The 19831-nt window shown below is 47.2% G+C and carries 11 protein-coding genes; 5 read left to right on the plus strand and 6 right to left on the minus strand.

What is annotated here, in order from left to right; genetic code table 11:
* The first annotated feature begins 1 nt into the window (after position 1).
* The 4 genes from ACO0LB_RS11610 to ACO0LB_RS11625 all read left to right on the plus strand — a co-directional run bounded on the left by ACO0LB_RS11610 (position 2) and on the right by ACO0LB_RS11625 (position 7718).
* Positions 2-2167 (plus strand): 4Fe-4S binding protein, encoded by a 2166-nt coding sequence (locus tag ACO0LB_RS11610; RefSeq protein WP_423049254.1) that lies wholly within the window; start codon positions 2-4, stop codon positions 2165-2167.
* A 16-nt stretch (positions 2168-2183) separates the two neighbouring features.
* Positions 2184-3221, plus strand: a complete 1038-nt coding sequence (locus ACO0LB_RS11615; protein WP_423049255.1) for an FAD:protein FMN transferase — start codon at positions 2184-2186, stop codon at positions 3219-3221.
* 579 nt (positions 3222-3800) lie between these two features.
* Positions 3801-4946 (plus strand): porin, encoded by a 1146-nt coding sequence (locus ACO0LB_RS11620; protein ID WP_423049256.1) that lies wholly within the window; start codon positions 3801-3803, stop codon positions 4944-4946.
* Positions 4947-5144: 198 nt separating this feature from the next.
* Complete coding sequence (locus ACO0LB_RS11625) at positions 5145-7718, plus strand: TonB-dependent receptor (RefSeq protein ID WP_423049257.1); 2574 nt, start codon at positions 5145-5147, stop codon at positions 7716-7718.
* A gap of 283 nt (positions 7719-8001) precedes the next feature.
* Here ACO0LB_RS11625 and ACO0LB_RS11630 read toward each other — a convergent pair whose 3' ends face one another.
* The 3 genes from ACO0LB_RS11630 to ACO0LB_RS11640 all read right to left on the minus strand — a co-directional run bounded on the left by ACO0LB_RS11630 (position 8002) and on the right by ACO0LB_RS11640 (position 10950).
* On the minus strand, positions 8002-8997 hold the full coding sequence (locus tag ACO0LB_RS11630; protein WP_423049258.1) for a DUF6976 family protein: 996 nt from the start codon (positions 8995-8997) through the stop codon (positions 8002-8004).
* Between the two features lie 13 nt (positions 8998-9010).
* Positions 9011-9817, minus strand: coding sequence for a hypothetical protein (locus ACO0LB_RS11635; RefSeq protein WP_423049259.1), 807 nt, complete (start codon positions 9815-9817; stop codon positions 9011-9013).
* Positions 9818-10056: 239 nt separating this feature from the next.
* The gene (locus ACO0LB_RS11640; RefSeq protein ID WP_423049260.1) at positions 10057-10950 is read right to left on the minus strand and encodes a helix-turn-helix domain-containing protein; all 894 of its coding nucleotides are present in this window, start codon (positions 10948-10950) and stop codon (positions 10057-10059) included.
* Between the two features lie 196 nt (positions 10951-11146).
* Between ACO0LB_RS11640 and pobA the strand changes: the two genes are divergently transcribed.
* Positions 11147-12328: a 4-hydroxybenzoate 3-monooxygenase gene (gene pobA, locus ACO0LB_RS11645; RefSeq protein ID WP_423049261.1), complete on the plus strand. Its 1182-nt coding sequence runs from the start codon at positions 11147-11149 to the stop codon at positions 12326-12328.
* Positions 12329-12500: 172 nt separating this feature from the next.
* Here pobA and ACO0LB_RS11650 read toward each other — a convergent pair whose 3' ends face one another.
* Genes ACO0LB_RS11650 through ACO0LB_RS11660 form a run of 3 tightly spaced genes read right to left on the minus strand, consistent with a single transcriptional unit; the run spans position 12501 to position 19399 of the window.
* Positions 12501-13433: a transglutaminase family protein gene (locus ACO0LB_RS11650; RefSeq protein WP_423049262.1), complete on the minus strand. Its 933-nt coding sequence runs from the start codon at positions 13431-13433 to the stop codon at positions 12501-12503.
* The gene (locus tag ACO0LB_RS11655; protein ID WP_423049263.1) at positions 13430-16021 is read right to left on the minus strand and encodes a circularly permuted type 2 ATP-grasp protein; all 2592 of its coding nucleotides are present in this window, start codon (positions 16019-16021) and stop codon (positions 13430-13432) included. Before ACO0LB_RS11655 ends, ACO0LB_RS11650 begins: the two co-directional genes overlap by 4 nt.
* Before the next feature lie 27 nt (positions 16022-16048).
* Positions 16049-19399, minus strand: a complete 3351-nt coding sequence (locus tag ACO0LB_RS11660; protein WP_423049264.1) for a DUF2126 domain-containing protein — start codon at positions 19397-19399, stop codon at positions 16049-16051.
* Positions 19400-19831: the final 432 nt, after the last annotated feature.

The following is a 19831-nucleotide window of genomic DNA, read 5'->3' on the forward strand; positions in this document are numbered from 1 at the left end:
AATGAAATCACGATTGCCAATGCTGTTGCTGATGCGGATACTGCAATGTCTTTCGTTGATACTGGTGGCAATCGCAACTGCGAATCAAGTCAACGCAGGAATCATGACTCATGATGCAATGAGCAAACACTTTCCTGCGCCTTATATCATCGGCGAAAAAGAAAAAGAGATGCCAGTCTGGCCTATTTTTAAAAAAAATATGACCTCGACCGATCTGGTCGCCTATGCATTTGAATCAATTGATTTCGCACCGGTACCTGGATTTTCCGGCGTACCGATGAATCTGTTGATAGCGCTCGATACCAAAGGAACATTTCTCGATGTACAAGTGTTGTCGCATCATGAGCCAGTATTTTTAGATGGTTTAGGCGAAGCGCCCATGCGGGCATTTGTTCATCAGTACAACAATTTATCACTGAAACAAAATATCAAAATTACGACGCATGGCATGAGTGCTTCTCGTCAGGAAGGCGCGAACGTTTATTTGGACGGCGTATCAAAAGCAACTGCATCTGTCCGCATTATCAATCAGAGTGCCTTATCCTCTGCACTGAAAGTCGCCCGCAAAAAACTGGGATTTGCCGAGGGACGCGATCCCGATCTGATCGCACGCATCAAATCTGACTCCGCAGACAACATTCCCGTCTCAGACCTGTATCAGCGCGGGCTGATACAGACTGTGACAATGAATAACAAAGAGATAGAAAAACTATTTCAAGGCTCAGAAGGTGCAGGACTTGACCCGATTGCTTTACGCACACCGGAAGCAAATTTCATTGACATGGAATTGAGCTACGTTTCTGTTCCCGCAATAGGTCGCAGCCTGCTGGGAGAAAAGGGCTGGGCAAGTCTTCAGAACAGACTAGAACCTGGCGACCATGCATTGATGTTTTTGTCGCGTGGAAGATACGGCGTTGTCGGCGACGACTTTACGCGGGGCGCAGTACCTGATCGCCTGATGTTAAAGCAAGGTGACTTACCGATAGAAATTCGTGATCTGGATCTGGATATCAAATTACCAGGCATCGGCACAAAGCCGGCAACGTCGGCAAATTCAATAACGCCGACAATACCTACAGCAGTACCAACGATAAAAATCTTCCGCATCATCAGTCAATCCGGTCTGGATCCATCACAAAAGCTGGAATTTTTTCTGCATGTAACACGCAATAAAGGCATCATTTATCCAGAAAAAATCACTCGTGACGTCAGCTTTTCTATGCAGTTGCCAAGTGAATTCTATATCGCCGCCGAATCCGATAATAAGTCCTGGCATAGCATCTGGAAGCAACGATGGTGGGAACTCACCTTGTTGAGTGTGGCATTGATCGTTTTATCCGTCGCGATGACAATGCAGAAAAAATTGAGTCAACATGAAACTGCTTTTATATGGTTCAGACGCAGTTTCCTATTGTTCACCCTATGTTTTATTGGTTGGTATGCCCAAGGACAACTCTCTATCGTCAATCTAACCAGCGTAGTACAAGCACTGATGGCTGGACGCGATCTCGGATTTTTGTTGTATGACCCAATGAGTGTCAGCTTATGGATATTTGTACTGATCTCGCTGATCATCTGGGGACGAGGTACATTTTGTGGCTGGCTTTGCCCTTTCGGCGCCCTGCAGGAATTCACGGGCAAACTGGCGCAGTATTTTCATGTCCCACAAATCAGGATACGTGCAGCATTGGATAACAAACTGAAGCGACTGAAATATGTATTGTTAGGGTTCATCATCATTTCCAGTTTTGTATCCACTGGGCTGACCGACCAGTTGATCGAAATTGAACCGTTTAAAACTGCGATCACATTGAATTTCATCCGTTCCTGGCCCTTTGTCCTGTATGCAGCTGGCCTGCTGCTGGCATCTGCGGTTGTTTATAAATTCTTTTGTCGTTACCTCTGCCCTTTCGGTGCCGGGCTCGCCGTACTTGGCCGATTTCGTATTCTGGATTGGCTACCGCGCAGAGCCGCCTGTGGTACGCCTTGTCAAACCTGTCGCCACCATTGTGAATACAAAGCGATTCGACCTGATGGTGGAATTCAGTATGACGAATGTTTTCAATGTCTTGATTGTGTCGTGATTTACGAAAGCGATGAAAAATGCGCACCACTGATCATGGAAAAAAAACGCACACGTACTATTCCGATTGCAGCATCTCACTAACGCAGACGGTATCTCTATGAAACGGCGAACCTTTATTGCAACTGGACTAGGCCTGACAAGCGTTTGTGCCGCCGGACTGCCCTATTTATCACATCTGTCACCGCGACCAGATACACAGAAAAAGTTAACCGAACAAGCGGCGGTAACCAGTGGCGCAGCATTGGCGTTTGGCACGACTATTTCGATTGATGTGATTCATTCAGATCAGCCACTGGCGCGCACTGCAATCAGTGCTGCACTTGCAGCGGCACAAGAAATCGACCGTTTAATGAGTTTGCATTCGGAGCACAGTCAGGTTACGCAACTCAACCGACATGCTTACCTTAACGCGGCACATCCTCACCTGCTAAAGGTACTCACCAGTGCTGCTGAATTATCCGCACTCTCCGATGGTGCCTTTGATATCACGGTACAACCTTTGTGGCTGAGCTATCAGGAAGCCGCCGCACATCAGACGCTACCGAGCGACGATGAGCGCCACAGAGCGATGGGGCTGGTCGACTGGCGTCAGATCAGTCTGAATGGAAACGCTGTGAAATTTAATCGTCCCGGTATGTCTGTCACCTTAAACGGGATTGCGCAAGGATATGCGGTTGATGTGGCACGTCAGGTTTTGCTGGAACATGGTATTACACATGCGCTCCTGGATACCGGTGAGTTTTCTGCCAGAGGAAACAAGTTGAATCATCAGGCCTGGAGTGTCGGCATCCGTGATCCACGCAATACCCAGGCATTGACCGGTGTGGCTCCTCTTCTGGGTCGTAGTCTCGCGACATCAGGCGACTACGAAACAAGCTTTACGCCTGATTTTGCGCATCATCATATTTTTGATCCAGGTAGCGGAGACTCCCCAACCGAGCTGGCAAGTGTCAGCGTCATTGCAGACACTGGTCTGCTGGCGGATGGGCTGTCGACCGCAATGATGGTCTTGGGGGTAGAAAAATCACTCAGTCTGGCAGCACGTTTAGAGGGTGTAGATGTTTTATTGATTGGGAAAAACGGCAAACAATGGCAATCCCCCGCATTTCCGTTACAGGTTCATCAAACAATATAAGTAAAAAAATTTCAGCAATTATTGAACATTAATTTGATATTTTTTAAATTTCATATTTTTTGAATATCGGGTCTATCAATTATCTTCAGATCAAATTTGAAACTCAAATTTAACGCATCTGACTACCGAGCACGCACTTTGTCATTCATACATTCCTTACGGAAATGTATGAATGATTTTTTTGTCTGCACTTGATGAAAAAATTATTCGCTCATCAAAAGAGATGTCGAACATCATTAAAAATCATCTGATGATCAATATATTCAATGTGCGCAATATTTTCATGCGCCTATTGCTCTATTGCTCTATTGCTCTATTGATTCATTGATTGATGAGCAAAATTAACTGATCAAAAAATGCGCAATTCTGTCACAGGCTGATCCGATTTCTCACACTCATTTTCAACATTCTGCAGCAAAGAACAATCGTGCTTTTCTCGAAAAAAAATTCTATTTCTCCTGCTAATTCAGAGAAGAAAATTCATTTTTCTCAGACAAATAACAAAACAGGCATATGTTTTGCGAAGTGCTCAGCGTCAGCAATGGTCTGGCTCATAAAACCCAAACTGGAGGAGCACAAATGAAAAAAATTATCATCATCACAGCAGCAGTTTTAGGTAGCGCTCAATCTGCGTATGCAGTCGATTTAAAAGCAGGTGACTGGACAGTGTCAGTTGGTGGCATTATCAATGCGTATTACACACAAATTTCCTGTACTGGTGACAGTGTTGGTGGCCTTGCCCTGGGTGGACAAGCATTGGGCTGCGGCGGTAAATCCAATCGCACAACGATTGGTAACGGCTTGCTTCCAAGCGGCCTGATTACCAGCGTTAAATCACGTCAGGGCGATTATGACGTTGCAGGAACAATTGGCATTATGACTGCAACTGCAAGCGATACAGCGATTGGCAACAATAGCAATGTCGATGTACGTCAAGGTTTCTTCTCTTTCGGCAATGATCAAATGGGGACGATCAAACTGGGTCGTGATTATGGCCTGTTTGGCGCAAATGCTATTTTGGGCGATATGACGCTGATCGGTTCCGGCGCTCCTGTGCGCGCAACTCAATCGAACCGTGTGACACTGGGACACATCGGTGCCGGGTATTCCTATCTGGGTACCTATGGTCAGGTTGCATATGCATCACCATCAATGAGTGGTGTCAAATTTGATGTCGCACTGGTCAGCCCAGTCACAAATGGCCCACTGGGTAGCGGCTATGATTCAGGATCATCACCTCAGGTACAAGGCCGTGTCAGTTATAGCGTCGATGGACTGAAACTCTGGGCAGGCGCCAAAGGGCAAAAATTCGAAGGCAATACAACGACAAAGCCAAGTTTTACCATGCGTGGAATTGAGGTTGGTGCATCCTACTCTGCTGGTGCTTTAGGCTTGCTGGCGAACGTGCAGTCGGGTAACGGTATCGGCATTTTGTCGGATGGTGATGAAGGCGATACAAAATCCAACAATTACTTCGCTCAGGCAACCTTCAAACTCAGTGAAAAAGTCAAACTGGGCATGAACTATGGCATGAGCAAAAATCGTGATAATACGCTGTCAACAGGTGGCCTGGAATCGAATAGCAACGTGACTGGTGGTGTGTATTTCGCGATCACACCATCCATTACATTGTCTGCTGAAATCGGACAAACTCGTTCCAAAGGCTTCGATGGTCGCAGCGCTCAGATGAATGGCGGCTCCTTCGGTGGCATATTCTTCTTCTAACATTTGTTAAAGCTGTAATTTGTTCAAACGGTCATCCAAGCTAGATTTCAAATAATATTTAAAGCTCTGTTTGGAATATGCGTCAGAGGGAGAGCAGTCTTGCTCTCCCTTTTTTTGACTGCGAATACATGTACTACGGATGGTATGAATTTTGCTGATATGTTCATCATAAAAAATCAAAATTCAACTGGAGACTCCATGAACATCGTTCAATTCGCCTTTCATCATCCTCTCTTGCGTCTCAGTGCGGTCGCAATGGCAATACATGCCATATTTTCTGCTGACGTATATGCACAAACCAGCAGAGAAGCCATCATACCAGCGACGATTGCATCTGAATTTTTAAGTCAGTCAGTCGCTATTGTCGGCATTACGCCACTACCCGGACTTGGCCAGCCATTGAATGAGATTGCAGCACCAGTGCAAGTGGCACGCAGTGCAGACATCATGCGCAGCGGCGCGCTGGAATTGAGTGACTTCATGAATCGCAATCTTGGTAGCGTTCATGTCAACACGATGCAAGGTAATCCATTTCAGATGGACGTCAATTACCGAGGATATGCGGCGTCTCCATTACTGGGTACGCCACAAGGATTATCGGTTTATATGGATGGTGTCCGGATGAATCAACCCTTTGGTGATGTCCTGAGTTGGGATTTGATACCACGCAGCGCAATTTCATCGATAGCATTAATGCCAGGGTCTAATCCACTTTTTGGAATGAACACTCTTGGAGGCGCGCTAACAATACAAACCAAGGATGGCAATAGTCATCCGGGAACTTCGTTACAGACTACTGTCGGCAGTAATGCCCGTCGTGCGTTTGAACTCGAACATGGAGGTTCTAACGATCATGGACTAGACTGGTATCTGACTGCCAATCTGTTTAAGGATCGCGGCTGGCGTGATGATTCTCCGTCCAATGTCAAACAGGTCTTCGGTAAACTTGGCTGGCAAAATGCAAATACGGAGATCAAACTCAGCATCAGCCACGCAGATAATCAGCTCAATGGCAATGGATTGCAGGAACAGACATTACTGGAGAAAAATTATTCCAGCGTCTACACAAAGCCAGATATCACGCAAAATCGTTCCAGCATGTTGAATCTGACACTGAATCACAGTCTGCATGATCAATTGCAGTTTTCCGGCAATGCCTACTACCGTGATATCCGTAGCGCGACATTCAACGGAGATGTGAATCAGGACTCTTACGATCAATCACTGTATCAGCTAAGCAATGCGGATAAAACTGCATTGACAGCCGCTGGTTACACTGGTTTCCCTGCCAGCGGTGCAACAGCAGCCAATACACCTTTTCCTTACTGGCGCTGTATCGCACAAACCTTGCAACTGGATGAACCAGCAGAAAAATGTAACGGTCTCATCAACCGCACACAAACAAGTCAGAGAAATTATGGCCTCTCCGGTCAGTTTAACTGGCAGGGTGAATTGGCTGGGCAACGCCATCAGTTGATCGTCGGTGCGGCCTATGATGAAAGCAGTATCGGCTTTACCCAATCTTCGCAATTAGGTTATCTGAATTCTGATCACAGTATTACCCCTGTCAATGCCTATGGTGATGGTATTCACGGTGGAAATGTGGATGGAAAACCTTTTGACACCAGAGTCGATTTGCAAGGTAACACCAAAAACTGGGGTGTTTTTCTGAGCGATACCATCTCGCTGACCAAAGACCTGCATCTGACTATCGCAGGACGTTATAACCGGAGCAGTATCAGTAATCGCGATCAGATTCATGCAAACAATGACAGTGCTTCGCTGAGTGGTGAACACCGTTTCCGCCGTTTTAATCCTGCGCTCGGATTAAGTTATAACCCAAGCCAGACGATGAATATCTATGCTGGCTATAACCAGAGCAGCCGCGCGCCCAGTGCTATCGAACTCGGATGCGCTAATCCAGATCAGCCATGCAAATTACCTAACGCGATGGCAGGTGACCCTCCACTCAAACAAATTATTACACGCACGATTGAGGCCGGTGTGCGTGGCAAAATTCAGGAAAATTTTCAATGGAATGCAGGCATATTCCGCGCTGAGAATCAGGATGATATTTTATTCGTTGCAGACAATCAGGCTGGATTTGGCTATTTCAAAAATTTCGGCAAAACTCGTCGCCAGGGATTGGAGCTTGGATTAAATGGAAAATTAGGCAAATTCAATCTTGGTGCGCAATATACGCTGCTGGAAGCGACATACCAGAGTACCGCTATCATTAATAGCAGTGGTAATAGTAGTAATGATTCTGCACTTGCAGGTCAACGTGGACTCGACGGCAATATCACGATTCAGCCGGGTAACTATATCCCCTCAATTCCACGTCAGATGCTGAAACTGTCTGTCGACTATGCCGTATCACCAGCCCTCAGTTTGAATGCGAATCTGCAAGCTATGTCATACGCCTATGCACGCGGGAATGAAAACAACCAACATCAAGCCGACGGCAGTATTTATGCAGGTCAGGCACGCAGTGCGGGATATGCGATTGTGAATCTTGGTGCCAGTTATCAGGCAACACCGCAATGGCAAATGCTGTTTCAGGTCAATAATCTATTCAACACCAATTATGCGACAGCTGCGCAGTTAGGTGCCAATGGCTTTGATGCTAACGGCAGATTTGTTGCCCGGCCTCTGGGTGGATCTGCACTGAGCGGCTATCCATTGCAACAGTCCGGCTTTCTTGCCCCCGGAACTCCCCGCTTATTCTGGCTTGCAGCACGTTATACGTTCGGAAAAACTGACCTGCGCTGATCAGATGCAAGCCCCATGATGGCTCTGATCAGCGTTTAATCGCTCTCATCAAGTAGTGGCTAATCAGCGCTCAACGCCACTTCGTCAATGGTTTACAACAAACTGATGATGATGTGAGTCATAAAGAAAACACCATACTGAGCAAGCGTATGGTGTTTTTCTTTTGTTTACAGTGTCATTGATCTGACGAAAATTCCATCCTCATGCCAACGACAGTTTCTCAGATCAGTGCGGCTAGTATTGCCCTGGATATTGCATTCGCGATCCTGGTCATTCGTCGTCATCAGTGCTGTTCCAATGTCATATGCACCATTGTCTGATTCAAGAGTTGATATGCAATTTCTCCAAAACTCATCGGGCCGACAATGCCACCTGTATGTTTTCCTTCCAGTTCAGAATACAGATAATTGAGTATGCAATTACAGGAAAAACTAGCCTCCGGCAAACCGGCGCTATGACGCGAAAATACACTTTCATAACTACCGTCGAAAGGACGTGCCAGACGATACGACATATGCGGATAAACAGGCGCATACAGTTCCACTTTTTTGTCATTCTCATTAATAGATTTAAAACTGACATTGATACTCGCGCCCTGATAATCAGCCACCAAAGGCAAACTCAGATCATGATCAATCGACTTCAGATACTCTGCAAAATTTCCAGGTTGACCATTAATCAGACAGCGCCCGACAACAAAGCTGCCAGTGTCAAATTGCAGCACGTCGCCATCACCGGGAGAAAATAAATTCAGAATACTGACATTCACGCTCACATTGTCTGGCAAAGATACATGCAACACGATCGCCTGATTGTCCAGCAAATCGCCCGTGCGACCATTGATGACTTTGGGAATATGATCAGGCGCATCTTCCAGATGTTTGCCTGAAATCCAACCGCATACAGGCTTGATATACATATCTTCATATGTAGGAGCATTTCTGGCATATTCCACATGGACCTCAGAAAATGCCGGAAGAATAATCAGACTATATCCATTATCAGGCCCATCCAGACATACGCGCGATAACGTCTTCGCGTCATACTGACAAATTTCCGGATTTAATCCATAGGTGTCCAGCCTGCTGACGAATACTTTCTGGCGTGTCGTACTACCGCCACTTTCAGACATAAAATACGGAATCGTACCGCCTATCCAGTTCCCTCTGGGCAAACGAGCAAACAAACTTTCATCTGCCGCAATCGCAAGACAAGCACCACTGGAAATCATCTCTGCGGCAACTTCCGGATCAACCAGTGCCTGACGTAACATATTCATGCTAATTCCTTTTCTAGTTATTTCTCAACTGGCGTAACTCAAAGCTGAGAACACGCTGATTACGTTCTACATAGCGATGCAACTCTCTTTGTTTCATGAGCCGGATATCTGCACTTTGCTGGCGACTGACTTGCTGTCGTAAGCGTGTGAGTAAAAACTGAAAACTCAGTGTTTTTATCTGTATATCCAGTTCACCATTAATCAATTGCAGCCATACAGGATCAGACATATCTGGTACGTCCGAAATCGTGGTTGACGTATGGTTGGTTCCTACTGCAGTTCCGGCAGCACCGCTATCAGACATTGCGGGTGCGGGTTTTAATGTACGGACTGAGGGGGATGTATATTCGAAATTAAGTAAGCCATTATCAAGCGAATACTTGAACTTCCAGAGATCGCCAAATGACACATGCAATACATCACAAATCACTTGTAAATCCATGCCCTCCATCAAAAACTGAAACACTTTACGCGCCAGACGGTTAGTGAATGGCATATCCGGCGTACCAAACCACGGTAATTCATAATCACCTAGATTCAAGGTGTCATCGGTATAGATGAAGCACTGATACTCCATACAATCAAGGTGACGCCAGCGTTGCGTAGACAGACTGACAGGCTGAGGAGCACTGGGCTTGGCTTGTCGGCTGGCAAACCAGCCCTGTTTTTGCCCTTGCTGCACTTGAGGCTGACGGGTTATCCAAAGATGTAAGGTTTTTCCTGAGTCATCTGCCATATACTGCCGCGCGCGCCAAGGAGTATTCACACCAGCAGCAATGGCAAAATACTCGGTGATATCAGGTAATTGAAATGTTTGCATGCCTGTCGTTCTCCATTGTGATTGCGAACATACGTCACGAAATCGCAATAAACATGCCCGTCGTCACATCTGCAGCTTTCTCCTATGAAGACACCGTTGGCAAGAGAACTGATCATGATAATCAGATTGTGAAGTGTATAAATTTGTGACACTTCCGTGAAAGATTGACACAACTTATCGGTACAAATACGGATGCAACAATGTCTCAATCGCAGAATGAAAATGAAGATATAGTGCGACTACATGTCAAATAATTTGCTGGCCTGTTGCCTGAAATCCTTTGGAGCGATACCCGTATTTCGCTTAAAAAAACGCGTGAAATAAGCAGGATCAGAAAATCCTAATGCATACGATAAGATGCTGACACTCATATTGGTGTACACCAGATGCCGTTTTGCCTCCAACAACAATCGTTCATGCACCAGTGTCAATGCAGAATGACCAGTAGATTGACGGACAATCACATTAAGATGTGCTGCCGTCATACCCAATTGTTTCGCATAAAATGCAACCGAATGTTGCTTGACATAATGCTCTTCAATCAGGCGCCCAAAGTTACCAACATGGCGACCATTTTTTTCGTTTTCTTGTCCATGTTTCTGATGCGCCCGATCCGATTGGCGACTCACCCATACCAGAATCGTTGTCAATAAAGATTCCATCATCAGATTACGATGCTTACTCTGATGCAGATATTCCTCGGCAATCATATGAAATGTATGACTGATATGCTGACTCGATTCCTGATTATCTAAAGCATGGATAGTCGCGTGTCGCAGAGTCGTCAATACTTCCCCCATCTGCTGGTCAATTCGTGCGATCAGGGGATAGGCGATCGTAATCACAAATCCCAGTGCATCAACAGCAAATTTAAAGCCATGTATGCACATAGGAGGAATCAATAAAATCTGCTTTCCAGACAAACGGTAATGCTGCTCATCGAGTTGAATCTGCGCAGTTCCGGACTGCAAAAAGAGAATCTGGAACAAGCCATGATGCTGATGCGGCTTAATCTCCCAATTGTGTAAGCGGCTGCGCGATGCGATCGATTCACAATGCACCAGATCAAAGGTTTCCCATTGACTTTGCTCACCGTACAACTTGAATACAGGGACGTTTTTCGTATTCTTCATTTGATCATATTGACTGTCGCGAGCTGGCTTTACGCGGATTTACTATCTTCGAAAAGTACAATTTTAATCGAAAAAAGTCCATTCACTAAAACCTTGATTGAGATCAATATCTATTCTGCATAACGTCAATCTGCAATCCAGTCTGCAACGTACAGGCAGCGATTCATATTATTTACACATCATCAGGAGATCATCAATGAAAACACAAGTCGCCATTATCGGTGCCGGCCCTTCAGGTTTGTTACTGGGTCAGTTACTGCACTTACAGGGAATCGATACCGTAATTCTGGAAGCAAAATCCCCGGAATACGTATTGGGACGCATACGCGCAGGCGTGTTGGAACAGGGCTTTGTTGACTTGTTACGTGAGGCCAAAGCCAGTGCCCGCATGGATATGGAAGGACATGTGCATGAAGGCTTCAGCATGTGCTTTGATGGCCGGCAACAGCGAGTAGATTTAAAAGCACTCACTGGTGGTAAAACAGTGATGGTCTATGGGCAAACCGAAGTGACAAAAGACCTGATGGATGCGCGCGCAGCAACGGGAGCAACCAGCATCTACGAAGCTGAAAATGTGCAAATATATGATATTGATACAGAACACCCACGGATCAGCTTTATCAAAAATGGAGAAGTCATCCAACTGCATTGTGATTACATTGCTGGTTGTGACGGTTTTCACGGCGTATCTCGTCAATCTGCACCTAAAGATCAGATCAAGACTTTTGAACGTGTTTATCCATTCGGCTGGCTGGGTGTGTTATCACGTACACCACCTGTGGCAGATGAACTGATTTACGCCAATCATCCACGCGGTTTTGCTTTATGCAGTATGCGTTCAAGTACCCTGAGCCGCTACTATGTGCAATGTGCGTTGACCGATAACATTGATGACTGGAGCGATGAACGCTTCTGGGATGAACTGAAATCCAGATTACCGGAGAATGTGGCAAAACAACTGGTGACAGGCCCTTCAATCGAAAAAAGTATCGCACCGCTACGAAGCTTTGTCACAGAACCGATGAAGTTTGGCCGTATGTTTCTGGTCGGCGATGCTGCCCATATTGTGCCACCGACAGGTGCCAAAGGACTGAATCTGGCATCCAGTGATGTGTACACGCTATATCACGCCATGCGCAAACATTATCAGGAAGGTCGTAGCGATTTACTGGAAAAATATTCCGATATTTGTTTACGTCGTATCTGGAAGGCTGAACGTTTTTCCTGGTGGATGACATCGATTTTGCACAACTTCGATGACGACGAATTCAATCATCGGATTCAACAGGCAGAATTGGCCTATTACACGAGTTCAGAAGCAGGACTGACGACGATTGCAGAAAATTATGTTGGCCTGCCGTATGAGGCGGTGGAGTAAACAAGTTCAGGATATTTTTCTATCAGTGTATCAGTGAGCAATCAACACATGTGCTTGCTCACTGTACACACTCATGACAGGTCGAAAACACTCATCATCACAATATAGAGGGTATGAAACTGATGCGACAAACTATGCGTCGTATCATCGGCTAAAGAACACCGTTCTCTGATCAATCTTGCTGATCGCTGTCATGCCAGAGCGGTGTTACTGTTACCTTGACCTCCAGTTCTTGTTGTCCTCCGCCCAACACAACTCCGCGCATTGGTGTGACATCACTGAAATCCCGCCCCCAACCCAGAGTGATATGTTCACACTGAACCAGGCAGCGGTTGGTAGGATCGAAATCAACCCACCCGAACTCAGGACTGAATACGGAAACCCATGCATGTGAGGCATCTGCACCAATCATACGTGGTTGCCCCTCCGGTGGATGGGTCAGAATATAGCCACTGACATAGCGTGCAGGTAAGCCCTGGCTACGCAAACAACCGATCATCAATTGTGCAAAATCCTGACAGACACCGCGCCGTCCTTTCAGGACGTCTTCAAGTGGAGTGGATATGTCTGTTGCACTGCCATCAAATTCAAAATCATCAAAAATACGCTGGGTCAGTTCCATTGCGGCCTCCAGATGAGGCCGGTCTGCGATATAGCTTTCACGGGCATATGCCGCCAATGCACGACTACATTTCACATGAGGAGAATCAAATAAATAACGACAAGCCTCCAGCATTTCTGATGTCCTGAGTTGCTGAACCATATCGCGTACTGTCTCCCACGCCATGCTGTTTTGCATATTCCGCAGCTGTTGACGGTGCATGAGCGTGACTGTTGACTCAGCGTGTACGAGTAAAATTTTATGTGGTTCAGTAATGGAAATATACTGCGTCGCATTACCAAAATAATCGATACCATGCGCTATTTCCTGCTCTCTGGGGGCAACCCAGATCTGATGTGTCTCCGCTTTTTGATATAGAAATGAGCGCGGCGTCATATGCAAATACTGCTGAGATAAGGTAACCGGGCTTTGATAAGCGTAACGAGTCTCATGCACAACGCGATAGCGTGAACAGGGAACCATGCCCGCCGGAGAGTTGTTCATGTCGTCTCATCCTTTTTTTGTTGGTCGCCGGTGTAACTAAAAAAACGGACACTGATTTGCTCAGATGCCTGTTCACTGGCGAGTTGAAGACGGGACAACAGGTCGATCAAATAGGCATTACCACAGTACAAATCCGTCTCCGGCACCAACGCAAGCAACTCTTCCCTGAAGGGCGTCAGTTCTTTTTCACCACACCCGCCATAGGTAACAGCAATCTTTTGCAAACTTTTGATAATGCCATCGACCTGAAACAAAATTGAACGCGGGTTGCTTTCATCGGACAACAGCAAATCCAGCACCGGCAACCATTCTGCCTGAGCACGATATCTGGCGCGGTAGGTAATAATGCTATCGGACAATTCCAGTAACCAGTCCAGGCTGCCGTTAGCATCCATTGCCAGCGCCTGTTTCAGCGCAAGGCATTGAAACTGTAAGCGCTCAAGCCTTCTACCTAAAGAAAGGAAACGCCACCCCAGATCACGCGTCATACCATCCAGAACAAAACCCGTCATGGTCATCAGGCTGACAGTGGCATCATCCAGCACCGTCATCGCTTCTGATTGCGACAACGAAGTATCTGCGACAGTCACTTCTTGCACCATCCGGTTCAATGCCCGCCAATGATCGACTGAGAATCGCTCACGCAACTGACTGGCCACCCGATATAGCTCCTGCTGTTGCCTTGCCAATCCAGGTACATCGGCCGAGATCACGGCACGCAACAATTCTTTTTCGATCTCTGCATCGCTTCTGGTCGTGATATCTGCCCTGGCCTCTTCTGCTTCTCCCAACTGTACTTGCTTCTTTGACTCAAGTAACTGAAACCAAAGACACAACGCAATCACGGCGCCCCATTCGTCGCCCCTGTTTGCCAGACCGGTATTAAAGAGAAAGTTTAAGGTTACCCGCAGCAAACGGGCAGTATTGTCACATCGCTCCGTGTTGCGACCAAACCAGAACAGATTTTCTGCAACACGACTGGATAGATGGGTGTCGTCACGAATCAGATCACGTTGGGTAATCGTGCGCTTCAACAAACTGTGCGAATCAACCTGCGTCTTTGCCTGCACCCAAGTATCTTTGCTACCGCCGCCGCGCTGCATGGTAATGATGCGGGCATCCGGTCCACTCGCAACACGCGTCAGTCCACCGGGCATCACCACATAGCCATTCGGCGTGGCACAGGCATAGACCCGCAAGCCAATGGCGCGCGGAATAAAACCTCCCTCCGCATTGCGTTTCCAGAGCGGTGCCTGAGACAGGCGTACCATTTCCTGCGCCACAAAATTCTGCGGGTGTGCTCGCATTTTTTCGATCAGACGCAGTCGTTCATCCCCTTTCAGGTCCTGACCAAATACAGGGAATTGCCGCAACTGTGGAAAACTCGGTTTCACAATCAACTGATCGATTTTTTCAATCGCAGTATTCAAGGCCGCTGGTTCTCCACACCACCAGGTTGCCACTGAAGGCATTTTCAGCGCCTGCCCGAGTAATCGTTCGCTCAGCACAGGTAAAAATCCCAGCAGAGCACCCGACTCCAGCAGGCTTGAGCCCAGACTATTCGCAATCAATACATTGCCGCGCCGAGCAGACTCTGTGAGTCCTGCCACGCCCAACGCAGAATCGGTACGGAACTCCAGAGGATCGCAATAATCGTCATCCACACGCCGCATGATGACGTGTACGCGCTGCATTCCGGATAAAGTTTTATGCCATACGATGCCATTCCTGACGGTCAGGTCGCTGCCCTCGACTAAAGGCAACCCCAGATAACGCGCCATATAGGCTTGTTCATAATAGGTTTCGTTGTAAGGACCCGGTGTCAGCAATACAATCAGTGGAGGCTCGCTATCGCGTAATGGAACACCGCCGTTGGCGGCGCATTGCCGTCCCCAATGAGCAAGGCTGTCGCGCATCGTACTGAAAAAACCAGTCAGATGCTGAATCTTAAGATCACGCAACAAATCTGGAAAAGTCCGCGCAATCACCGAGCGGTTTTCCAGCGCATAACCTGCGCCAGAGGGCGCTTGCGTGCGGTCTGCCACTACCCACCAACGACCATTGGCAGCTCGCGCGAGATCAACAGCATAAAAATGTAATGCGACTGAATTTTTATGCCGCACACCATGACAAGGGCGCAGGAAACCAGCATGTCCATGAATTAATGCCGGCGGTAATATTCCTTCCGCCACCATTTTCTGTTCGCCGTACACATCTCCCAGAATACGGTTCATCAAGGTTGCACGCTGAATCACTGCGGCTTCTATTCCGGCCCATTCTTCGTGCGGCAGTATCAATGGCAATACATTTAAATCCCAGGGTCTTTGCATTCCCTGATCATCGGTGTACACGTTGTAGGTCACACCATTTTCACGCACCTGACGACGAACAGCCTCTAATCGCTGCAACATCAGGTCAGGCGTCTCGGCTGCCAGACTCGCCAACAAGGTGCGCCAGTGTAGACGCGGCTGGCCACGGCTATCCAGCATTTCATCATAGCTGTCCGCTGAAACGGTATAGCTGCTCAGAAGCCGCTGTAATTTCAGATCAGCGTTGTCGTCTCCAATACCGTTTCCCACAATATGCATGTATTCCTCATTGCCACGTATTCAATATTAATAAGCCTGCCAGCGTAAATCGAGTGTCATCGGAAAGCTAGGATTCAGTTCCTCTTTATACACGTTCATCGGCCCTGGCGTATGCCCATAAGACCAAAAACGTGCAAAACGACGCGCTTCAGCGGCATTGGCATTTACGGGAGCGCTTGACTCACTGCGTCCACCGGGATGAGACACGTGATAGGTGCATCCTCCGATAGCACGTCCACTCCAGGTATCTACCAGATCAAATGTCAACGGAGCCTGTACTTTAATACTTGGATGAAGTGCTGACCATGGGCTCCATGCGCGAAAACGAATACCGGCCACAAATTCTCCCGGCACACCTGTCGGATGCAAGGGCAACAAGCGTCCATTACACGAGACAACATGACGACCATTCGTTAATCCCCTTACCAATAGCTGCATGCGCTCCACTGAGGAGTCTACATAACGGGCAGTACCACCAGCGCTCATCTCTTCACCGAGCACATGCCATGGTTCTATTGCCTGACGCAATTCCATCTCCACCCCTTCGTACACGACAGTGCCAAAACGGGGAAAGCGGAATTCGATGAAAGGATCAAACCAGTGCTCTTCAAATGCATACCCTGCTGAGCGCAAATCTTTGACTACATCACGAATGTCCTGCGCCACAAAATGGGGCAACATCCAACGATCGTGCAAAGCCGTTCCCCAATGCACCAATTTGGACTGATACGGCTGGCGCCAGAAGCGTGCAACCAGCGCTCGTAGCAGCAACATTTGCAATAAACTCATGCGTTCATGTGGCGGCATTTCAAATGCACGGAATTCGACCAGCCCCAAACGGCCGGTTGGACCATCAGGTGAATACAGTTTATCGATAGAAAATTCTGAGCGATGCGTATTCCCTGTTAAATCAACCAATAAATTGCGCAACAGTCTGTCCACCATCCAGGGCTTATCGCCCGGCTGCATGGAAGGTAATACTCTGTCCATTTGCTGAAAAGCAATTGAAAGTTCGTACAAATTATCGTCCCTCGCCTCATCCACGCGAGGAGCCTGGCTGGTTGGTCCAATAAATGTTCCTGAAAATAAATAGGACAAAGCAGGATGATTTTGCCAATAAGTAATCAAGCTCTTTAACAGGTCTGGGCGGCGTAACATTGGGCTATCCTCAGCCGTCGCCCCTCCCAACGTTGCATGATTACCGCCACCAGTGCCGGTATGTCGTCCATCCACCATAAATTTTTCGGTACCAAGGCGCGTCAGTCTGGCCTCTTCATAGAGCGTGGAAATGTTATATACCAACTCATTCCAGCTCGCCGCAGGATGGATATTGACTTCAATCACGCCCGGATCAGGAGTCACACTGAGCAATTTGATCCGAGGATCGCGCGGTGGTGGATACCCTTCTATTCTTAGTTTGAGTTTTAACTTGGCGGCTGTGTTTTCTACCGAATGTACCAGAGCAAGATAGTCTTCGATCCTTTTGACCGGAGGCATAAATACATACAAGCGTCCTTCACGTATCTGAACGCATAGAGCGGTGTGAATCACATCTCTTGCTGTATCGGAAGATGTTACTGTCGGTGCAACAGTGGGCTTTGCGCTTTTGACTGACTGAGCAGCAGGTATCGTTCTGGCGTCTTTATTGTCTTTACCAAAAGTCGCAAGCTCAGCTCGGGAAGAGAATGGATCAATGTCAAATTCAGGCTCCTCTTTTTCAGGCTGAACCCACGGCAATGCATTCAAGGGCAAGCGTAAGCCCATGGGTGAGTCACCCTCAATCAAATACAGATGCTCACGCTTGAGTGGCCATGCGGAAGTACGCCAGGCAGTACCTAGTGCAATACTGGGATCAATCTCTTTTGGTTTTAAAGGTAAAACATAACCAACAACGGTGCCTAAGCCACTTTCGAGCAAACGGGCCAACCGTTTTCTTTGCTCAGATGCACCCAGATCCGCTTTTAAGGGATCAAGATTAACAGGCAAACCTTGCTCAATTCTTGCCTGCACTAACACATCTTCATAGGCTGGGATGTGACTGTCGGGTGGCAATCCCAGTGACTTGACGAGTTCAACCGCAAATCGCCCGGCTTCATCAGGAGAATAATTTTCGCTCTGCTTGTCATCCGAAAACAGTGCCTCATCCAGCCACATCGGCTGCCCATCGATACGCCAGTAAATGTTCAATGCCCAGCGGGGCAATGGTTCTCCCGGATACCATTTACCCTGCCCGTAGTGCAGCATCCCCCCAGGAGCAAAGTGATTTTTAAGACGATTCGTCAGTTGTCCTGCCAGTTCGCGCTTCTTATCGCCGTGCGCCTGAGTATTCCATTCATCACCATCCATATCATCGATAGAAACAAAAGTTGGTTCCCCCCCTTGCGTCAGGCGAACATCTTGAAACTTCAGATCAGCATCAACTTGCTGTCCAAGTTGATTAATTTTATGCCAGTCTTCTTCGCTATATGGCTTGGTCACACGAGGATCTTCATGAATACGCGTGATCGTCATTTCATGCAGGAAAGTCACTTCTGCCTTATCGGTAAAACCCGTTACTGGCGCGGCGGAAGATGGCAAAGCAGTACAGGCAAGCGGAATATGCCCCTCACTGGCCAACATACCGGAAGTGGGGTCAAGCCCAATCCAGCCTGCCCCCGGAATATAAACCTCCGTCCACGCATGTAAGTCGGTGAAGTCAACAGCCGTCCCGCTCGGGCCATCCAGTGATTTTTGATCTGGCTGCAACTGAATCAGATAACCCGATACAAAACGTGCCGCTAATCCCATTTCCCGCAAAATCTGAACCAGCAACCAACCGCTGTCACGACACGATCCTGAACGTTTTTTCAATGTATCTTCAGGCGTCTGAACACCCGGTTCCATTCTCAGTAAATAAGCAATATCAGCTTGCAAACGTTGATTGATAGCCACCAGAAAATCATTCGTCAGCAAGTTTTTTTTCAATATCGCTTTTTTTGCCTCATTTACCCATTGCACCAACAACGGACCTGATTCCTCTTTTTTTAAATACGCACCAAGTTCCGCGGTTAACTGCGCCGGATAACTGAACGGAAAATGTTCGGCATATTTTTCGACAAAAAAATCAAACGGATTAATCACCGTCATATCGGCAACCAGATCGACCGTAAATTCAAGCACATCTGATTTTTCAGGAAAGACAAATCGCCCTATGTAATTACCATAAGGATCTTGTTGCCAATTGATGAAATGTTCTTCTGGATTTACGCTGAGCGAATAAGACAAAATCGGCGTACGTGCGTGTGGTGCCGGACGCAAACGCACTTCGTGCGGAGACAAGTTAACCAAGCGATCATAGCGGTAGCTGGTTTTGTGGTGCAGCGCGACACGGATAGCCATGGGGGGATGCCTTTACATGTAGGTGAGGGACAATGCAGAAACGGACAAACGACGCCTGCAAACAAATATCATCTTAGTTACGCAGGATTCATGCCTGAAATATCAGACAATCCGTATACTGCCTATCCCAATAGGATCTACTTCGATTTCGCACACTGTTTGATTATTATTTCTCTCAGTGCACAACATACGCCTCAGGATATGAATGACGTTTAAACGAAGTATTTCAACACCTTAACATTTCTCCCTCATTACCTCAGTTTTGGATACATCTCATGACTTATAAACAGCAAAACTGATCAATGCAAAAAAGCATGAATCATAGGCATATCCAACACCTCCGCCTGCGTCGTGATTTCCATGACAGGATAGGTAGTCATCATCAGCAATACAGCTCCTAAAAAATCAAGCGCCGATCAGTATTCAACAACG

It is taken from the genome of Undibacterium sp. SXout7W (assembly GCF_049339385.1).
In the GTDB taxonomy this organism is placed as follows: domain Bacteria; phylum Pseudomonadota; class Gammaproteobacteria; order Burkholderiales; family Burkholderiaceae_D; genus Undibacterium.